The sequence below is a fragment of the Rhizobium sp. PvP014 genome, from assembly GCF_017876855.1.
In the GTDB taxonomy this organism is placed as follows: Bacteria; Pseudomonadota; Alphaproteobacteria; order Rhizobiales; family Rhizobiaceae; genus Neorhizobium; species Neorhizobium soli.
Window position 1 is genome coordinate 284,693 of the sequence record NZ_JAGIOT010000003.1, and the last position, 18,631, is coordinate 303,323.

An 18,631-nucleotide genomic window follows, 5' to 3' on the forward strand; every position below is an offset into this window, starting at 1 on the left:
TGACTATACGAGTGTAGCGGGCGTGAACTGGTCAGCAACGCGAATGGCTGCGAGCAGGCTCAGTCCGGTGTGGTAGGCCGGATCGAGATCCGGTGTGGCGGGCACGAAATCCACCGGGCCGTCCATGGTCATCGTCTGGTAGGCGATTGGCGGCGTGCCACGCCAGTAATGCCTGAAGAAAGCCGCGTGCGCAGTCTTCCAGAGGGCCAGGCTCTGGGCGCTGCCTGTGCGTCGGTGGACAAGTGCAGCGGATCGGATCGCCTCCGGCAGCGACCACCAGGGACAATAGGAGCTCTGCGGCTCGCCGGTCTCAACGGATACGGTGAGTGCAATGCCCGGTCCGACGAAACCCTTCTCGAAGGACGACAGGAGAATACGTTCGAGACTGGCGACCAATCCCGGATCGGCGTCATCGCCGAGATGGTCCATGGCGAAGCCGACGAACTCGATACCGTGACCGGGATTGCACGCATCTCCGCCCGGCACATTGCGCAGCAGTCCGGATTGGGCGTTAAAGTGCTGGTCGAGGATGTGGGCGATAAAGCGGTCTGCATAGCCAAGATGCGCAGCGTGGCCGAGGCGCTTCAGCATGCCGGCGGCGCCCAGCAGGATCATGCGCGGACCAAAATCGTCCGGCTGGTTGGCGATGCTGTCAGTGGAGAGCGGCCGGCGCTCGTCGATCTGGAAGTGCTGGGCCTCGATGGAGGCAACGACCCGATCGAAATAGGCAAGGTGATCGCCCAGATAAGGCAGGGCGTAGCGGCTTGCGGCTGCCACCAGGCCCTTGGCAACGAAGGCATCCGAATAGGAGTATATCAGCTCAGGTTTTTCCTGGGCGTGAACTACGCCGGATGCATCGGCATAGACCGCATTCATACTCTGGTCGTAGCAGAAATAGGCATGACCGCTCTGCTTCTGCATGCTGGCAATCGCCTCATAGAGATGTCGGCCGGCAGTATCGAGTTTCCCGGCTAGAGGCGGCAGTTCCCGAGTGAAGAAATCTGCGTGAGTGACGAGGGCTTCGAGACCCCGTCCCTGGATCCAGCCATAGGTGTAAGCCGGCCCTCGAGCGCCATCGTCCAAACCGTAGTCCTGCAATGTCAGGCTGTTCTGCTTGGTATTCAGGAAACCGTTGCCAAGCGCCGGTCGTTGTAGCATCCAGTAGAGCGTGCCGGCGTTGGCTGCGGCATAGGTCCTGCGGGCCTCTTCGAAAAACTCCATCCCCGTCATTCCTTCAGACCGGTGCTGGCGACGCCCTGCACGAAATTGCGGCGCAGGATGACGAACAGCAGGATCGACGGAATGAGGACGGTCGCGGACGCAGCGCTCAGCCGGCCAAGATCGACGGTGAAGCCGGTCTGGAACAGGGCCAGCCCGACCTCGATCGTATAGCTTGATCGGGTTGTGGTGACGATCATCGGCCACGCGAAGGCGGTCCATGCCTGGAAGAACGCGAGCACCGCAAGCGCTCCGAGAGCGCCGCGCAGGAGCGGCAGAACGATGCGAAAGAAGATCCAGAACTCTCCGGCGCCGTCAATGCGTGCGGCTTCCAGCAACTCATCGGGAATGGAATGAATGACGTTCTGCCGGATCAGGAAGATGCCGAAGCTCATCACCAGATAACCGAGCAGGAGACCCCAGACAGAATTCAGGATGCCGAGGCTTTTGGCCTGGAAATAGAGCGGGATCATGTAGACTTCGAACGGCACGATCGCCGTCGCGAGAAACAATGCAAAGAGCACGTTCATCGTGGCGAAGCGGAATTTCCCGAAAACGTAACCGGCAATCGCTGACGTGGCGACGATGGCGATGGTCGACATGACCGCGAATGCGATGCTGTTGCCGATCCAGCGAAGCAGTGGCGTTTCCGAAAGAACCGCCTTGAAGTTGTCGAGCGTCGGGTCGCCCGGAACAATGGTTGGTGGCCAAGCGAGCATTTCTGCCGGCGTCTTGAAGGCGTTCGCGACAAGAAAGACGAGCGGCAGCAGCATCAGAACCGAAACGCTCAGGAGAAAGATGTCGATCGCCAGATTGGTCAGCTTCTTTTTTCGGCGCAGGCGTCCGCCTTCGGCCAGTTCCTCAGCAGTCTGCTCGGTGTGGCGCATGGTCTGGAAGGTCATGACTTGCCCCTTTCCCGCAGCATGGAAAACTGGATCAGCGTCAGTCCCAGCACGATGACCAGAAGTACGACTGCCTCCGACGCGGCATACCCGACGCGGTAATTGCGGAAACTGTTTTCCAGCATGTCGAGGACGAGCACGCGGACCTGCCGTCCCGGCGCGCCCTGCGCATCCGACGCAAGTACGAAAGCCTGCGCGTAGACATTGAAGCCGGAGACGAGCGTAACGACCGAGACGTAGAGCGTGATCGGCTTCAGCATCGGGATCGATAGGTGCCAGAAGCTCTGCGGACCGGAGGCGCCGTCGAGCTTGGCCGCCTCATACAGCGAAACCGGCAGGTTCTTGAAGCCGACGAGATAGATCAGCACAGCATAACCGAGCGCCTGCCAGGAGCAGAGGACGATGATGCAGATAACCGACAGCACCGGATCGAAAAGCCAGTTCTGCATCGGAATACCGATGAAATCGAGGAGCGCGTTCAGTGGCCCGAGCCGGGCGTCGAATATCCATTTCCAGGCCATCGCCGCCGGCACGAGCGAAACGACATGCGGGATGAAAACTGCGGTCTCGTAGAAACCCGCCATTCTCGAACGCGTCCGGTGAAAGAGCATTGCTGCGATAATCATCGCCATGGGAATCGTCAGGACCAGCACGCCGAAAGCGATGATCGTGGTGTTGACGAGCGCGTCGAGAAACAGGTGGTCGCCCATCAGTTCGCGGAAATTCGCGAGTCCGATGAAGGGCTTGTTCTTTGAAAGGATGTTCCACTGGAAGAGGCTCAGCCTCAAAGTGTCCGCGATCGGATAAAGCCGCACATAGGCGAAGATCGCCAGTGTCGGTAGGATCGCGAGGATCGCAAAGAAGAATCTCTTGCGCTTCAGCATGCGTTCGGCCCGTAGATCGTATGAGTTCGGAGCGGGGCGAGTCCGGCCTCTCTGGAGGCCGGACTTTGATTTTCATAATGGTTCGGCCGATCACAGGCGATCAGGCGAGCCTCAGACCGACCGCGCTATTTTGTCAGCAGTCCCTCGCGATCGAGGATGGTGTTCACCTCGTCGCTGGTTTTCTTCAGGAAGGCATCGATCTTGGCGTCATCAGTGGCCATGGACGCGTCGGCGAATGCGACGACAAGCTGGGCCGCGACGCGGGTGAGAACTTCCTCGATCGGACCGATCGACGGCAGGGTGAAGAACTTGTAGCTCGTCGGATAATCGACGAAAGCCGTGAAGGCCGGCTGTTTCGCTGTCACCGACGTGTAGTCGATGCCAGCCCGGTTCGGCAGCCAGCCGACATTCTGCAGCAGCCAGACGAGGTTTTCTGGCGAGTTGGCGGCCTTGGCGAATTCCCAGCCGACCTTGCCGTCTTCACCGGCGACATAGAGGTTTGTCGGCAACGCGATCGAGCCTGTCGGTAGCGGTGCTGTTGCATATTTGAGGCCAGGAGCCTTCTTGGCGATGTCGCCGATCACCCAGGATTCGCGGATGAACATGGCAGTCTGGCCGCGCTCGAAGGCGTCGGCATCGGCTGGCATTTCCGGCGTTACGGACTTCTGCGTAAAGACGAGATCGAGATACTGCTTCAGCGCCTTTCGGCCGGCCTCGTTGGCGAAGTCGGTCTTCCATTTGCCCTCGTCGGCCGGCACCAGGATCGCGCCGCCGAACTGATGCAGGTTGGTCCAGAACTTTTCCGCGATACCCTGCCCACCGCCCGAAAGGCGCAGGCTCCAGCCCGACACTGTCGCCTTGCCGGAGGCATCCCGCTGGGTCAGCTTCTTGGCGTATTCTGTGAATTCTTCCATGGTCTTGGGCGGCGTGGTGAGGCCGGCAGCCTTGAACATGTCGGTGTTGTAGAAAAGCGAACCCTGGCCGCGGAACAGAGGCACGCCATAAACCTTGCCGTTGCTGCTTGCGATGTCGGAGAAGAACGTGCCGAAGTTCTTCGGATCCTTGACGAAGGTCGATATGTCGGACGGAGCTTCGGGCAGGAGATCGTTTTCGAGGTAGCGGGTCGCAGTCGATCCGGAAAGCTCGATGACGGTTACGCCGTCCTGGCCGCCGCCGGTCAGGCCGAGCGCGACGCGTTTTTCATGTTCACGCAGCGCGATTGCCTCGACCTTGACCTCAAGGTCGGGGTGGGCGGCTTTCATGCCATCCGCGACATGCTGGTAAAACGGCGCCATCTCGGGGTAGCCGCTCCAGACTGTAAGGGTCTCGGCAGAGGCGACCGTGATGCCGGACAGAAATGTTACGGCGAGAGCCGTGCTCATGGCGAGCGCGCGGGTGGAAATCTTGAGCTTGCTATATGCGTTTTTCATTTCCCAGTTCCCTTATGTTATTGCCAAAAAGCTGTCATGCAACCGGTTGCGTGTCAAGCATCAGATAGCCAATACTAGGCTTCACCTCGGCATCGATCTCTTCAGCGTCCAGGCGAGAGCGAGATTGCGCATGCGGCAAGTGCTTCGGCCGATCCCGGCGCGAAGGTCATCGGCAATCCGTAATACCGGTGTGCTTCATCCACCTCGTAGCCGCCGAATTCGAACTCGCCAGCCGGCGGGATATAGCCCGGATTGTCATCGGCAAAACCTATGACAAAGGCGGGTTTGCCGGGTCCGATTGCGGTGCGGATCGACAGCGCGGTTTCGGCGAAGATTTCCCCGGGCAGTGCAACTAGTAGCAGTCCGCCCCAGTCCAGCACCGTGACCCGCGCGGAAAGCGGAGAGGGCACAGTCGGCGCGACGCTTCGTGCCCAGGCGGCCCAGGAGCCGAGCAGGCTTTTGCGCGCCGGGTCTGCGGTGACCGCCTCTTTCCGCCAGCTTGTCTCGAGCACGTCGGGTGCTTCGGTCTCCCGGCGCTGAAACTCAAGCACCACATGGTCGTTGCGTGCAACGGCGTGTGGCGACATCGGGGTCTGCGGGGCAGACAGCGCCGCCTCCGCGATCTTGAGTCCGATCCGTTCCGCCGTTGCGTAGCTGCGCTCGGGATTGGCCGAGAGCGTGATCGAGGCATGTGCGGAATGACCGGTATTGGCGTCACCTGCACAGCCTGTCATGAACAGCGCCACCGCGCCGGGATGCGTCTCCTCCAACGCCTGCCGGACGAAATGCGGATAATCGGCGGTCCAGAGACGGTTATCAGCGCCCAGCACTACCGGATGACATGCATAGGCCGTCACCAGGGCGATCATGGCGCCGTCGGTGCCGCAAATGCGAAGGAGGGTCAGGGACGCGTCCACGGGTCCGCCCGGACGGCGCCTGTTGCGAGCAATCCCCGGGTCGTTACCCAGCCCAAAGGTGATGGTCGCCGGTCGTCGCGCTGCCGCAGCCGCGTCGATGGCGGCGATGCATGCATCTTCGAGACGCTCGAGATAGGCGGTATCGGTGGCAACACCCAGGCTGCCGGTCATGGAAGCTGGACCGCCATGCGTGTGGAGCGCAGCAACGACGATGTTGTCGCACTCCAGCACGCAACGTTCGCGGATCCGTGCGCTTATCGCCGCGTCGATGCCGATGACATCCGCTACCACGACTGCCGTATCGCCGATTACCACGGCGCGTGCCGTCAATGCGTCATGGGCGCCTTCGGCCGGCTGGTTGCGGGCGGCAAAGCCGGACATCGGAAGCCCGCATGTCGGCGTGATATCGATGATGGCCGCCCCGGCTTCTATCATCTGCCGAAGACCTTTTCGCCATGCACCCATGTCTCGCGCACATTGATGTTGCGATTGCCTTGGGGCCAGCCGAAACGGATGAGATCGGCACGCGCTCCGACTTCCAGGCGACCACGCCCCCTGACGAGACGGCCGGGGTTTGCCGTTGCAAGCAGAAGTGCATCGGCAAGCGGAATACCGGCCATTTCGGCAGCCATGGCCACATTCGCGGACAGCGGCAGGCTTGCGCCGGCAAGATAGGGCGTCCCGGCAACGCCGATACGGCCTTCCGGCGAGACCTCGACATCACCACCAACCGGCTGCCGGTAAAGTCCGGGCGGCATGCCGGCGAGTGCCACCATGTCGGAAACGAGGATTGCCCGATCCATTCCCTTGGCGCGCAGCATCGCTTTAAATGTATCGGCCGGCAGATGCCAGCCGTCGGCGATAAAGCTTGCCGTGAGCCTGTCGTCGGCAAGCTGCGCCCAGATAAAATTCGGGTGACGTGGCAGGGTTGCGGCAGCTCCGTTGCCGAGATGAGTCGAGAGTGTGGCGCCCGCCTCAGCAGCCGCGTGAATCTGCTCGGGGGTCGCCGCAGTGTGGCCAAGAGCGACGATCACGCCGCGTGCGGTCAAGGCCCGGATGTAGTCGAGGGTGCCGTCGTGCTCGGGTGCCAGCGTGACCATCGACACAAGGCCGCCTGATACCCTCTGCCAGCGGTCGAATTCTGCGATCGATGGTGGCCGGACATGTGCCAGCGGATGGGCGCCGCGCGGACCGTCCCTGTCGGAAATCGACGGGCCTTCGACATGCACGCCAGGAACCATATCCGCGATCAGCTGATGGCCGGCGCGGCTTGCCGCTATCGCTTCCAGTGCCTGGGTGATGGATGCTTCGGAGGCGGTGATTAAAGTGGGCAACCAGGTGGTCACGCCGACGCTTAGCAGTTCCTTGCAGAGCGACAGCAGGAGGCTCGAAGTGACCGCGCCGGCATTGAGATCGAGACCACGGAAACCGTTGACCTGCAGATCGACAAGGCCTGCGGACAGGTAAGCGGTGGCGGTCTTTTCCGTTGGGCGTATGGCGGAAATCGTCCCATCGGCGATCTCGACCAAGATGCCCTTGCCGGTGCGGGGATCGATACCGTCGACGATCGCCATCAGAGTGCCTTCACCCGTCCCTGAAAGTTGTCGATGAAACGGCCGTTCGCCTCGTCGCCACCAGGCGCGTTGCCGCTGCGCCAGACGGGCGGTTCAATGCCCCGTTGGACAAGTTTCGCGACGGTGCGGATGACGAGGCAGTTGAGCGTGAAGGCGTTGGCGAAGGTCGAGATCGCAGCGATGTTTTCTCCCATTCCTGGCACTGAGACGACGGCATCGCCGATCGGAACCTTGCAATCGATGGCAATGTCGACAACGTCGTGCAGGTTCTGTTTCGTTGGATGGCGTGCCGGATGGCCCGGCGATGTATCGGCCGCATGCTGCCGTGAACTTATGCCAATCAGGAAGGCGCCACGCTTCCTGGCTTCGAGTGCCGCATCAATCAACGCAGCATTGATGCCATAGGCATTCACGAGGATCAGTAGGTCTGTATCTCTGAGGCGCTGGTTGGCGATCACCACCTTGCCGTAACCCGGCGTGCGTTCGATCGCCATGGAGCGCAGGGCGCCATTCGAGAGCAGCGTGCCCTCGTCGAGAATGGCGCTGACATGCATCAGCCCGCCAGCGCGGAAAAAGACTTCCTGTGCAGCGAGATTGGAATGACCGCCCGGCCCGTAGATATGGATCAGCCGGTCGGCGGCAATCTGATCGGCGAGCTTAGACGCAGCCTCGTCCAGTGGCACTTTTTCCTCGTCCATGACCTTGCGCATAAGGGCGTGGGTGGATGCGAGATAGCCTTCACAAAGCACATCTGCGTCGATTGTCGTCATGTCAGTGGCCGGGCGATCAGGCATCGGGGTCGGAGTCCTTGTCGATATAAAGCGTGCAGGCCGGGTGGTTGCGCAGGATGCTGGCCGGGCATTCCGTGGCGATCGGACCATAAAGCGTCCTTGCCACCGCTTCGCGCTTGATCGAGCCGGGCACGACGCAAAACAGACGTTCGGCGCGCACCAGGCGCGGCACGGTCAGCGTCACGGCCTGATGCGGGACCGATGCGAAATCCGGGAAACAGTCGTCATCCACCTGCTGCTGGCGGCAGATATCATCCAGTACGACAACTTTGACGTCGAGCGGATCTTCGAAATCGGCGACCGGCGGATCGTTGAAGGCAATATGGCCGTTGACGCCGATGCCGAGGCAGACGATGTCGATCGGTGCCTCGTTCATCAGCGTAGCGTAACGGGCGACTTCCGCTTCCGCATTCGGTTCCGGCGTAATGCGGTGGACGGCGGCAAAGGGCAGCCGGTTGAAGACGTGCGCATCGAGCCAGTTGGCGAACCGCGCCGGTGAGGCCGGATCGAGGCCGATATATTCGTCCATATGGAAGGCCGTCACCCGATTCCAGTCAAGTCCGGGAACAGTGGCAAGAGCCGCCAGCATGTCGCCCTGGCTGGGGGCTGCCGCAAAGACCATGCGGACTGTCGGCTGCGATGCGAGGCGCTCTGCAAGGGCTGCCGCAATATCAGCCGCTGCGGCCGCGCCCATCTGCGCCCGCGTTGCAAAGCTTTCGACCGCCAGCTGGTCGAAGGTTCGCCGCGTTTTCGGCAAAGGACGAAGCGGGGTGGTAAGGCTCATGCGGTCTCCATTCCACGGCAGGTTCTGCCCATACGGAACTGGCCGTGCGGCGCTATTAGCTCGGCCGCATCCTTGCCGTTCCCCTGTTCTTGTTTATCGAAGACTTTCATGCAACCGGTTGCATGTCAAGTGGATGACTGGCAGTGTCCGGCTCGTCGATTGATGAGGCCGCGAACTTCGTGGTAATCGGCTTCAAGAGCGGAAAGTATCCAGTGACCATGATCAAGCGGGCGAAGGGCGTCACCATCAGCCAGGTTGCGGATGCAGCCGGAGTGGCGCGTTCCAGCGTCTCGCGCGCTTTCAACAGGCCCGACATGCTGTCGCCTGAAACCGTTGACCGGATTATGAAGGTCGCCGAGACACTGGGCTATGTGCCGAACCACACGGCGCGTGCACTCAGCACCGGCCGGCACGGCAATATCGGTCTGATCGTTCCCGACATCGCCAACCCATTCTTTCCGCCGCTGATCCAGGCCGGCCAGCTGGAGGCCGACCGTTCGGACTTCTGCATCTTTCTCGGTAATACGGAGGAGAATCCGAAGCAGGAGGACAAGCTGGTGGGGCGTTTTGCCGGCCAGGTCGAGGGCATCGTGCTGGTCTCATCGCGTCTTTCCGATGAGCGCATCCGGGCCCATGCCGCGCAACTGCCACTGGTTCTGATCAACCGCGATGTGGACGGAATCCCGCGCGTGCTGATCGACAGCAGCTCGGGTGTGCGGCAGGCCGTCGAACATCTGGCCGAGCTTGGTCACCGCAAGATCGTCTATGTGAGTGGCCCAGCAAATTCATGGTCAAACAAGCAACGCCGGACCGCAATCCGCAGTGCGGCGTCCGGACTCAAGGTGGACATCGAGACGGTGCCGGCCGTGCTTGCAAGCTACACCTCCGGCCGCAATGCCGTGAGCGCCATCCTTGCAACAGGCGCCACAGCAGCTGTTGCCTTCGATGATCTCACGGCGCAAGGCGTGCTGGCTGGGCTTGCCGAAAAGAAGGTCTCCGTTCCGAGAGATTTCAGCCTGATTGGCTGTGACGACGTCCTGGGTGCGGTGACCTATCCGGCGCTCACCTCGGTCTCGAACCGCTCGGTCGAGGCCGGCCGGGTCGCTGTGTCGCTGCTCATCGAAATGCTCCAGTCCAACGGGATACGTGATGCGCGCTACGTTCTGCAGACCCATCTGGTGATGAGGGAAACGACGATGGCGCTCGGGTACCGCGCGCCTTGACGGTGAAGTCGTCAGAGCCTTACCGGATCATTGGTCCAAACCATCACGGCGGCCGAAATTACAAGCCTCGGTGCCATCAGGCCCCCGCAACCAGATCTACTTGTAAATTCGACGATTCCAAATATTTGCTTTTTGCGTTTCTGGTCCGTACCGAGCTGGCCGGTAGCGATCCTGGCAACGAAATCGTTCTGTGCGGCGGCAACGAACTGCTGCTCCATCAGATCGAGGGCCTCCATCGAGGCCATGATGTTGGCAATCGAGCCATGCCGGCTGGCGACTAGCCAGAGGCTCAGGTCGCCGCAATTTCACCGAGCATATGAGACGATCTCGTGACAGCCATTAGGATGTCGGTGAGCCCCGCGGCGACAGAGCTTGGCACCCTCAATCAATATGGCCATTGCGGCCTTCCTTTTAATCGACCATAACAGCGGAAACGCCGTACAGCAGCCACGCTTCCTTACCCGGTGACGGTCAGACAGCGAAACAAACCCGATGACACTGCACATGATGGGCAGATGACCAAAAAGATCGTGATCAGCAGCAGCCGCACCGCGCCGGTGACGGTCTTTGAAACCGGCAGCGAGTTTATCCTCAACAAGGGGGTGACGCTAAGCGCAGCCGCGACCGCGATTGTGGCAACCGGCACGGCGACGAATCGCGACTTCTACATCAACGGCACGGTGCTTTCCGCCTCCAGCTACGCCTTCCAGTTCGGCACAACCGCGGTGACCGACAGCCAAAGCCAGTTCGTGGTCAGCGCGTCCGGCGTGGTCAAAGGCCAGAGCTATGGCTTGAAGATCGACAGCGGCGGACTGGAGCTCATCAATGACGGCACGGTGGCGGCACGATTGACCGCGATCTCCATTGCTGGAACAGCCACGACACTCGTGAATACCGGCCTGATCGAATCCTCTGCCGGTATCGGCATCGCCGGGTCCGGCAGCAAAGCGGAAATCATCAATCACGGCACCATGCATGCGGCGCAGGATGGGGTGCAACTGCGCGGCGCTTCGGCCATTCTCACCAACAATGGCGACCTACGCTCCGACAAGGGTTCGGCGATCGTATCCAGCGGCAAATCGGCGGTCTTGACCAATCACGGCACCGCGTCCGGCACCGGGACAACCATCGCATCGTCGGGAGCCCATGCTGTCATCACCAATGACGGCGCCGTTATCTCGACCAAGGGCGGCGCGATCATGGCGACCGGCGCTATGGCGATCATCACCAATAGCGGCGAGATCAACGCTTTGAAGAACGCCATCACGCTCACCGGCGATGACGGCAAGATCACCAATAACGGCCTGATCAAGGCCTCCGGCTATGCGATCGCCGTCTCGGCCGACGATACGATCATCACCAACAACAAGACCATGACCGCCGGAGGCGGCATCAAGGTGGCTGGAACCGATGAAACCGTGACCAATTACGGCACGATCACCGGCATGCAGGCCTCTCTGGCGACAATCGATTTTTCAGGTACAAGCAAAGCGGCGCTGCAAAACAGCGGCCTGATCAAATCGGCGGGCACCGCGTTCCTGGGCGGCAACAGCGCTGACACGCTCTTCAACAAGGGCACCATCACCGGCGACATCAAGCTGGGCAATGGCAACGACTATTTCGACGGCACCGGCGGCAAGGTCAACGGCACGATCTATGGCGGCAACGGCAACGACGTCTATGTGATCAGCGACGCGAAGATCAAGCTTTCCGAAAGTGCCGGCGGCGGCACCGACCTCGTGAAGTCGGCTGTGTCGTTCTCGCTGGGCGACAATCTCGAGAATCTGACGCTGGCCGGAACTTCGGCCATCAACGCCGCTGGCAATGGGCTGGCCAACCAGCTTCACGGCAATGGCGGCAAGAACGTCATCGACGGCAAGGCAGGAAACGATATCATCTGGGGCCATGGTGGCGCCGATATCCTGACCGGCGGCGCGGGCGCTGACCAGTTTGTCTTTGCAACCAGGGACGGCAAGGACACGATCACCGATTTTGCCGCGACCGGTTCGAAGCACGACGTTCTCGACGTCACCGGGCTTGGCAGCATCACCGACTACAAGGACCTCGTCCAGCACCATATGAAACAGGCCGGCCACGACGTTTACATCGATGGTCTGAATGGCGACAGCATCCTGTTGCAGAATGTGAAGATCGCGGCCCTCGATGCCGGCGATTTTCTGTTCTAAGCGGTGACGGCGCGCGCTCGGGGCGCAGCCAGGTTATGTGACTAGCCGCTGATATGCCCCGATGGCTTGAAGGGTCTGTCGTTCCAGCATGTCGGAAGCCGACTTTCCTGTTGGCAACCTGCTGTCGCGACTTTTGCTCCATATTTGCCCATGCAGATGCACCACTGCGGCATGTCGTCCTATAGAGATGGAACGGCTTGTAGGCCTAGTTTAGGGTGTGATCCGGATTGGACGATTTTATTTCGTCGGTCCGGCATATCCTGTAGTTACTTGGCGACGTCCCCAGCTTCGCCATGAAGACTTGCCGCATGTTGGCTTGGCTCCCGAGACCGCTCAGCCGTGCAACTTCCTTGATCTTGCGGTCGGTGGTGGTCAGAAGGTTGCAGGCATGATTAAGGCGGATGCCGAGAATGTAGTTTCCAATCGTCTGGCCCGTCTTGTCCTTGAAGGTGCGGGAAAGGCTTCTTTCCGTCATTGACACCATTTTCGCCAGAGCGCCGACGCTGAGATCCTCATGAGGGTTGTCCTGAACCCATTCCTGAACTCTATCAACTGGCGTCTTGCGGCGCGTGGCCGGCGTCGGGGTGACATGTCTTTCCATTCGCTCGATCACGCCCAGCCGCCGGGCCAGTTCCTGCGCGAATGCCGTCCCAAAATCCTCCTCGGCGAGCGTAAGAACGACGTTGCGTGCTTGAATTGATGCTGCCCAGGTCGACAGCGAGCCGGAGTGACAGCTATCCGCAAAAGGCTCTATGCCTATGCTGTCGCCTAGCATCATAACCTTTGGAACGTCTGCGGCTTCGCATGCGACCTTGCCTCCGTCAGCAAGGCCACAGGCTGCCGCCAGCACCACACCATTGCCCCATGCCAGGACCCGTTGAAGATCGGGGCGGGACTCGAACAACTTCGCATAGCCAGCATCGGTTGCCGGACGGGAGTTGCGGTCTGCTGGTGGAATGAGGACGGCGCCGACCTCCTGGGGGAGATCGTCAATCCCATGCGCCGGGGTGCAGCTCAACCATGTTGCGAAGGTGAACACATCGGTTGCCGAGAGTGAAAAGCTTATCAGCCTATAGATTTCACCCTCTGCCAAGAGGTTTGCCATATCGAAACACCTCGCCAGGTCCGCAACCTCTTGAAGTAAGACTCTGTCCCGTAAAAGTACACCGACACATCGCACCATATAGATTTCCACCCTTATGCCTTAGGATAACAATCGAAGCGCCTAAATATTAACCACAACGTGTAGTGGAAAACTATAAAACCAAAAATATGTTACATTGTGGGTCAAACAGGGATAATAAGTTAAATTTTTACTGATTAACGAAATATTATTCTCAGAATAATCTGTTCAGACCACATATTTAGTAATTGACATCGAGTCAATATCTTCCGTCGCCGCGCATGTTTTAAGACAAACTGCGCTGCGATTCGGCCATCTGCGCAATAATCGGGCGCCGCTACTTCCCAGTCGGGTTAATAGTTTCCTAACGATGTCAGCATGGCTGCGGGTTGGGTCATGTTGTGCTTTTGTGCACGGCCAATGTACGCGCCCGCTACTGATGAAGTAACGTAGGAGTGCAAGGACATGGTCAGGTTATTTACATACGGATTTTGGTTAAGCGTAGCCGTCCTGATGTTGTTGCTTGTTGCACAACCTGTAGGTCACGGAACCCGGCTCGGCGTTTCGCTGATCGTCATCGGTATACTGGCGGTGATCATGCTTTTTAGGCTCGACGGGGTATGGCGCCACGTCTTCCTGGCACTGTCGAGTATTGTCATCCTGCAATATGCTTACTGGCGCACGACAAGTACAATTCCACCCATCGATGACCTCTATTCGTTTATCCCAGGTGTGATTGTCTACGTCGTGGAAATGTACTGCATCGTGATGCTCGCAATCGGCCTGTTCGTCATAGCCGATCCCGTCGAGCAGCCGGAAGCGGCGGAGTTCGATCCGGAAAACTGCCCGACGGTCGATGTCTTCGTACCGAGCTATAACGAGGACAGCGAAATCCTGGCTCTGACCTTGTCTGCTGCAAAGGCGATCGACTATCCGGCCGACAAGTTCACGGTTTATCTGCTCGACGACGGCGGTACCGACCAGAAGCGATTCAGCGACGACGTGGTCGTTTCATCCCGGGCCAAGGCACGGGCTGAGGAACTGATGAGCCTCTGTAGCGATCTTGGGGTCGTCTACCTGACCCGCACCGAGAACTCCCATGCCAAGGCGGGCAATCTGAATGCGGCCCTCTGGCGCACCAAGGGCGAGCTGATCGTCGTGTTTGACGCCGACCACGCACCCGAACGCAGTTTCCTGCGCCACACGGTTGGTCATTTTTCCACCGATCCCAAGTTGTTTCTCGTGCAGACCCCGCATTTCTTCTCCAATCCGGACCCGATCGAGCGCAATCTGGCAACGTTCGGACGCATGCCGTCCGAAAACGAGATGTTCTACTGCAAGATCCAGAAGGGCCTGGACCGCTGGAATGCCTCGTATTTCTGCGGCTCTGCTGCCGTGCTTCGTCGCGAGGCACTGGAAGAGGTTAACGGCTTCTCGGGCATTACCATCACCGAGGATTGCGAAACTGCTCTCGAACTCCATTCGCGCGGCTGGAACAGCATCTACGTCGACAAGCCTTTGATCACGGGCCTTCAGCCCGAGACATTCGCCGGTTTTATCGGTCAGCGCTCGCGCTGGTGCCAGGGGATGATCCAGATCCTGATCTTGAAGAACCCGATGTTCAAGCGTGGTCTCAGCCTGCCGCAGCGGCTCAGCTACTTGTCAAGCTCGATGTACTGGTTCTTCCCGTTCATCCGCGCGACGTTCCTGATCGCTCCAATGCTCTTCATTCTGTTCAATATGAAGATTTTCGTCGCATCGCTGGACGATTTCATCGGCTATACGGTGATGTACATCATCGTCTGCGAACTGGTGCGCGGCTATCTCTACGGAAATGTGCGCTGGCCCTGGGTCTCCGACCTCTACGAATATGTGCAGAGCGTCTTTCTGATCCGGGCTATTGTCGCCGTTATTCTGAGCCCGCGTAGCCCGACATTCAACGTCACCGCTAAGGGCGCATCACAGAAGCATGACCGCATTTCGGAACTCGCGCTTCCCTTCGTCGGCATCTTCGTCTTGCTTCTGGTCACGCTCTTCGTGGCAGCCTATCGCTACAATACCGAACCTGAAATCGCGAACCTTCTCCTCGTTGCCGGCATCTGGAACGTGCTCAACCTCGCCATCGCAGGCGCTGCTCTGGGTGTCGTGACCGAACGCGGCAATAATGACGTCGGTGTCGAACTGCCGGTTCGGGCCAATGTCGAGCTGGAATTTGGCGAAACCATTCTGAAGGGCGCGATCGTCACCGCATCGGCCCGTCAGGCCAGGCTGATACCGGCCGAAAGGACGACCCGCCAACTCCGCAAGGGCGAGTATGGCCGGCTGCATCTTCTCAATCCTTCCTCGAACATCTTGATCACGAGCATGCCCATTCATATCGCGTCCTCGTCGACGTCCGACGATCATGCGCTTGAGTTGCGGTTCGAGCCCGAAGCCCATCACTTTCCGATCATCGCGGAACTGATGCTGAAGGACATGAAGGTCGTTCGTGCAGAGCGGGAAGTACGGCGCAAGAGGAAGGGGCTGATCTCAGGAAGCATACGTCTCGTCCGCTGGGCGATCACCTGCCCGATTTCCGCCCTGTCCGTCGCCCTCAGCCCTGCGCCGAAAGAGCGGTCGGAAGAGCGAAAGCAGATCGCCAAGCAGCCGCTCGCCATTGCCGCCGCACCTGCACATCACAAGGAGTTCGCAGAATGACCCTCCACAAGGCAGGTTTCCTAACGACATCCGCTTTGCTGTTCCTCGGCTTGGCAGCCACGACCTCGGCCGCCGCCAGCGACACAGGCTTCATCCTTGCACCAAAAGCAAAGCCCGAGGCTCCCGCCAAACGGACGCCCGAAGACACCCGGCAGATGCGTCGGCTGATGGCGGATCGGAACGACCTGTTCATGGGAGGCGAAACCGTCAATCGCGAGTTTGCCTTTCTGGTCCTCCCGTCGGAAATGACCGGCAGCGCGAAGATCGTTCTTGATATCCAATCGGCGATTTCGGTCGCGCCCGAGCGTTCGACGTTGCGGCTGTTCATCAACGATCAGGATCTTGGCACCATTCCACTCGTTTCCGGCGCGCCGCGGCAGGTGGAAATTGAAATTCCCAAGGGGCGGTTGCAACCTGGATATAATTCGCTGGTGATGCTTGCGGACCAGTTCCATCGGGTCGACTGCTCACTGGATGCAACCTATGAGCTCTGGACGCAGATCAATCCCACCAATAGCGGTGTGTCATTCTCGCGGCGCACGGGTGACGGCAGCAGCGACCTCTCGTCGCTGCTGACCTTTGGCAATGTCAACGGTCGAACAGCCATTCGCATGATCTTGCCGAAGACCGGCACGACCAATGATATCGATCGCACCATGGCCATGGTGCAGGCTCTGGCAATTGCGGGTCAGCTCGACCGACCGGCAATCTCCATGGTTGAGCAACCCGAATCGACCCCTGGCATCGAGATGCTGGTCGGCACCTTCGGCCTGGTCCGTCAGGCTCTCGGAAGCAATGCCGGCGAGCTTAGCGAAGGCGTTCACGTAAAAACCGATCCGGACACCGGCAAAGCCCAGTTGATCGCGACAGCAAGAACGGAAGAAGATCTCGACCAGATCATCGCCCGTTTCGAAGTGGATGGTCGCGACCATTATCTGGATGGCACGAGCCAGGGACGGCGGGCCATCGAGAACCGGCGCGGTCGTCTTCTCGAGCCGGCCAGCCGCACGGCGCTATCAGCGCTGGGATTTATCTCAAGGCCCTTTCTCGGCCGACACTATGATCAGTCCGTGTCCTTCAACCTGCCGGCCGATTTTTATCCCGGCGACTATGGCGCTGCGACGCTCAATCTCAGTGCCGACTACGCTGCCGGGCTTTCCCCGAATGCCAAGCTGATCGTACGCGCAAATGACGAGACGGTCGCGAGCGTCCATCTTGGGGACGGACGGACGGGTCGCATCACCAGTCAACATCTCCCGATTCCGCTGAACAAATTGCGCCCCGGCAGAAATACAATCCGTCTCGAAGCGGACTTGACCGCTTCTGCCGATGCAGCCTGTGACGCCCAGACGTTGACCTCCTCGACGCCGCGCCTTCACGTCAAGGCGGATAGTTCGCTCGACATGCCAGTGTTTGCACAGGTCGGACATTCTCCGGATCTGGCAGTCGCCATGGCCGGCGACTTCAAGGCTGGTGCAAGTGATAAAGAGCCTCTGCCGCTTTTCGTTGAGAATCTGCGTCCGGCTTCGCTCGGAGCGGCTGCAACTCTTCTCGCCCGCACGGCTTATCTTTCAAGCCATGTCACGCCGGTTGCCACGACCAACCAATGGCCTTCGCAGCGTGACAGTGCGTTGCTGGCGCTCGGCACGTTTGCCGGCATCGGCCGTCACTCTCAATCCGATATGATGGTTGATCTCAGTCCATCGCTGGACATGGCATCCTCGGCCGCATCCAAGCTGCCGGCAGCGCAGTCGACAGCAAGCCTGGCCTTCGGCACCGACCAGCCAGATTCAACCAAGTCTGCAGATCCGCAGACCAAGGTCGCAGCTTACATAAAGTGGGCGGAGGGTCTGGGCATTGCTGCCTTTGAGCGCCTTCGCACGCAGGCCGAAATTCTGAACCTCGTTCCCAACCCGCAGGTCCTTGCTGCTGACCAGAGCTACCAGATCCCGGGCAATACCGATCTGCTTGTCACCCAGCGGATGGCGGGTGACCTCTCGCCCTGGACGGTCATTGTTGGACGTGACGAATTGGTGCTGCAGGAAAGCGTCAACGCCATCAGCCAGCCGCATGTCTGGAGCGGCATCGGCGGCACGGTTCAGGCCTTCGAGCGGACTGGCAAACAGATCGAGCGCAAGGAAGCTCTCCATCAAGAGCTTTATGAGACCAAGCCGCTGTCGCTCAAGAACGGTCGCCTTATCGTCGCGGGCTGGTTTGCCAACAACTCATTGCAGTTCACGATTTCCCAGATCGCCGCCGCAGTGTTGCTTGGCATGTCAACCTTCGTTGTCCTTCGCAAAGGACGCCGGAAGCCATGATATTTCCAAAGACGAAAGGTGCCCTCCTTGCGGTGCTTGCCCTCATGTTCGGGGAAGCGGAGACCGCAAAAGCACAGGTAGGCGCCGATATCGAGAGCCCTGCAGCGGATCTCGCTGCGGGTGCATGGTTGCTCTATCAGCACAAGTTCATGACGCCGGACGGCCGCATCATCGACAACAAGGCCGGTGACATCAGCCATAGCGAAGGCCAGGGCTATGGCATGCTGATGGCGGTGCTCGCGAATGACAAACGTGCCTTCGATCTCATGTGGAACTGGACCCGCGTCAATCTCATGATACGTGACGACGGACTCATGGCATGGCGATGGGATGCCAGGGAGAACCCGCATGTCAAAGACACGAACAACGCGTCCGACGGAGACCTCTTAGTCGCCTGGGCCCTACTGAGGGCTTCGCAGAAATGGAAGCAGTCAGATTACAGCAAGGTCGCGCTGCAAATGGCTCAGACCATTTCCAAGCTGGCGACGGCCGAGACAGCGTTCGGCAAGGTGCTGATGCCGGCAATTTACGGCTTTAAAGCTGGCGAGCAACCAGACGGTCCGGTCGTCAATCTGTCCTACTGG

Annotated in this window: 15 protein-coding genes; 5 read left to right on the forward strand and 10 right to left on the reverse strand. The window is 59.7% G+C overall.

Going from position 1 to position 18,631, the window contains the following annotated elements; genetic code table 11:
- Positions 1-3: 3 nt before the first annotated feature.
- The 8 genes from J3A65_RS22880 to J3A65_RS22915 all read right to left on the reverse strand — a co-directional run bounded on the left by J3A65_RS22880 (position 4) and on the right by J3A65_RS22915 (position 8,500).
- Positions 4-1,221 (reverse strand): AGE family epimerase/isomerase, encoded by a 1,218-nt coding sequence (locus tag J3A65_RS22880; RefSeq protein ID WP_209904128.1) that lies wholly within the window; start codon positions 1,219-1,221, stop codon positions 4-6.
- A 5-nt stretch (positions 1,222-1,226) separates the two neighbouring features.
- The gene (locus J3A65_RS22885) at positions 1,227-2,120 is read right to left on the reverse strand and encodes a carbohydrate ABC transporter permease (protein ID WP_184656091.1); all 894 of its coding nucleotides are present in this window, start codon (positions 2,118-2,120) and stop codon (positions 1,227-1,229) included.
- On the reverse strand, positions 2,117-3,004 hold the full coding sequence (locus J3A65_RS22890) for a sugar ABC transporter permease (RefSeq protein ID WP_184656092.1): 888 nt from the start codon (positions 3,002-3,004) through the stop codon (positions 2,117-2,119). The genes J3A65_RS22885 and J3A65_RS22890 overlap by 4 nt, the downstream gene beginning before the upstream one ends.
- Positions 3,005-3,129: 125 nt before the next feature.
- On the reverse strand, positions 3,130-4,434 hold the full coding sequence (locus J3A65_RS22895) for an extracellular solute-binding protein (RefSeq protein WP_209904130.1): 1,305 nt from the start codon (positions 4,432-4,434) through the stop codon (positions 3,130-3,132).
- Between the two features lie 101 nt (positions 4,435-4,535).
- Positions 4,536-5,786 (reverse strand): neutral/alkaline non-lysosomal ceramidase N-terminal domain-containing protein, encoded by a 1,251-nt coding sequence (locus J3A65_RS22900; RefSeq protein WP_209904132.1) that lies wholly within the window; start codon positions 5,784-5,786, stop codon positions 4,536-4,538.
- On the reverse strand, positions 5,783-6,925 hold the full coding sequence (locus J3A65_RS22905; protein WP_209904134.1) for an amidohydrolase family protein: 1,143 nt from the start codon (positions 6,923-6,925) through the stop codon (positions 5,783-5,785). Before J3A65_RS22905 ends, J3A65_RS22900 begins: the two co-directional genes overlap by 4 nt.
- On the reverse strand, positions 6,925-7,695 hold the full coding sequence (locus tag J3A65_RS22910; protein ID WP_184656096.1) for a sugar isomerase domain-containing protein: 771 nt from the start codon (positions 7,693-7,695) through the stop codon (positions 6,925-6,927). Before J3A65_RS22910 ends, J3A65_RS22905 begins: the two co-directional genes overlap by 1 nt.
- A gap of 16 nt (positions 7,696-7,711) precedes the next feature.
- Positions 7,712-8,500, reverse strand: coding sequence for a 6-phosphogluconolactonase (locus J3A65_RS22915; RefSeq protein ID WP_209904136.1), 789 nt, complete (start codon positions 8,498-8,500; stop codon positions 7,712-7,714).
- A gap of 218 nt (positions 8,501-8,718) precedes the next feature.
- On the opposite strand from J3A65_RS22915, the gene J3A65_RS22920 reads away from it, so the two are divergent.
- The gene (locus J3A65_RS22920) at positions 8,719-9,723 is read left to right on the forward strand and encodes a LacI family DNA-binding transcriptional regulator (RefSeq protein WP_209904195.1); all 1,005 of its coding nucleotides are present in this window, start codon (positions 8,719-8,721) and stop codon (positions 9,721-9,723) included.
- An 11-nt stretch (positions 9,724-9,734) separates the two neighbouring features.
- Here J3A65_RS22920 and J3A65_RS22925 read toward each other — a convergent pair whose 3' ends face one another.
- Positions 9,735-9,968 carry a hypothetical protein gene (locus J3A65_RS22925; protein ID WP_209904138.1) on the reverse strand — a complete coding sequence of 78 codons (234 nt, stop codon included), beginning with the start codon at positions 9,966-9,968 and terminating at the stop codon, positions 9,735-9,737.
- Positions 9,969-10,238: 270 nt separating this feature from the next.
- Here J3A65_RS22925 and J3A65_RS22930 point away from each other — a divergent pair, with 270 nt between their 5' ends.
- Positions 10,239-11,909, forward strand: a complete 1,671-nt coding sequence (locus J3A65_RS22930) for a calcium-binding protein (protein WP_209904141.1) — start codon at positions 10,239-10,241, stop codon at positions 11,907-11,909.
- Positions 11,910-12,114: 205 nt separating this feature from the next.
- Here the strand turns inward: J3A65_RS22930 and J3A65_RS22935 are convergent, their stop codons facing one another.
- Entirely contained in the window at positions 12,115-13,014 is a 900-nt protein-coding gene (locus J3A65_RS22935) for a helix-turn-helix domain-containing protein (protein ID WP_209904143.1), read from the reverse strand.
- A gap of 483 nt (positions 13,015-13,497) precedes the next feature.
- On the opposite strand from J3A65_RS22935, the gene bcsA reads away from it, so the two are divergent.
- The 3 genes from bcsA to J3A65_RS22950 all read left to right on the forward strand — a co-directional run.
- Entirely contained in the window at positions 13,498-15,729 is a 2,232-nt protein-coding gene (gene bcsA, locus J3A65_RS22940) for a UDP-forming cellulose synthase catalytic subunit (protein ID WP_209904146.1), read from the forward strand.
- Positions 15,726-18,047, forward strand: coding sequence for a cellulose biosynthesis cyclic di-GMP-binding regulatory protein BcsB (locus J3A65_RS22945; protein WP_209904148.1), 2,322 nt, complete (start codon positions 15,726-15,728; stop codon positions 18,045-18,047). The genes bcsA and J3A65_RS22945 overlap by 4 nt, the downstream gene beginning before the upstream one ends.
- Positions 18,044-18,631 (forward strand): glycosyl hydrolase family 8 (locus tag J3A65_RS22950; RefSeq protein ID WP_245341754.1); only part of this gene is annotated, 588 nt, incomplete at its 3' end. The genes J3A65_RS22945 and J3A65_RS22950, both read left to right, overlap by 4 nt.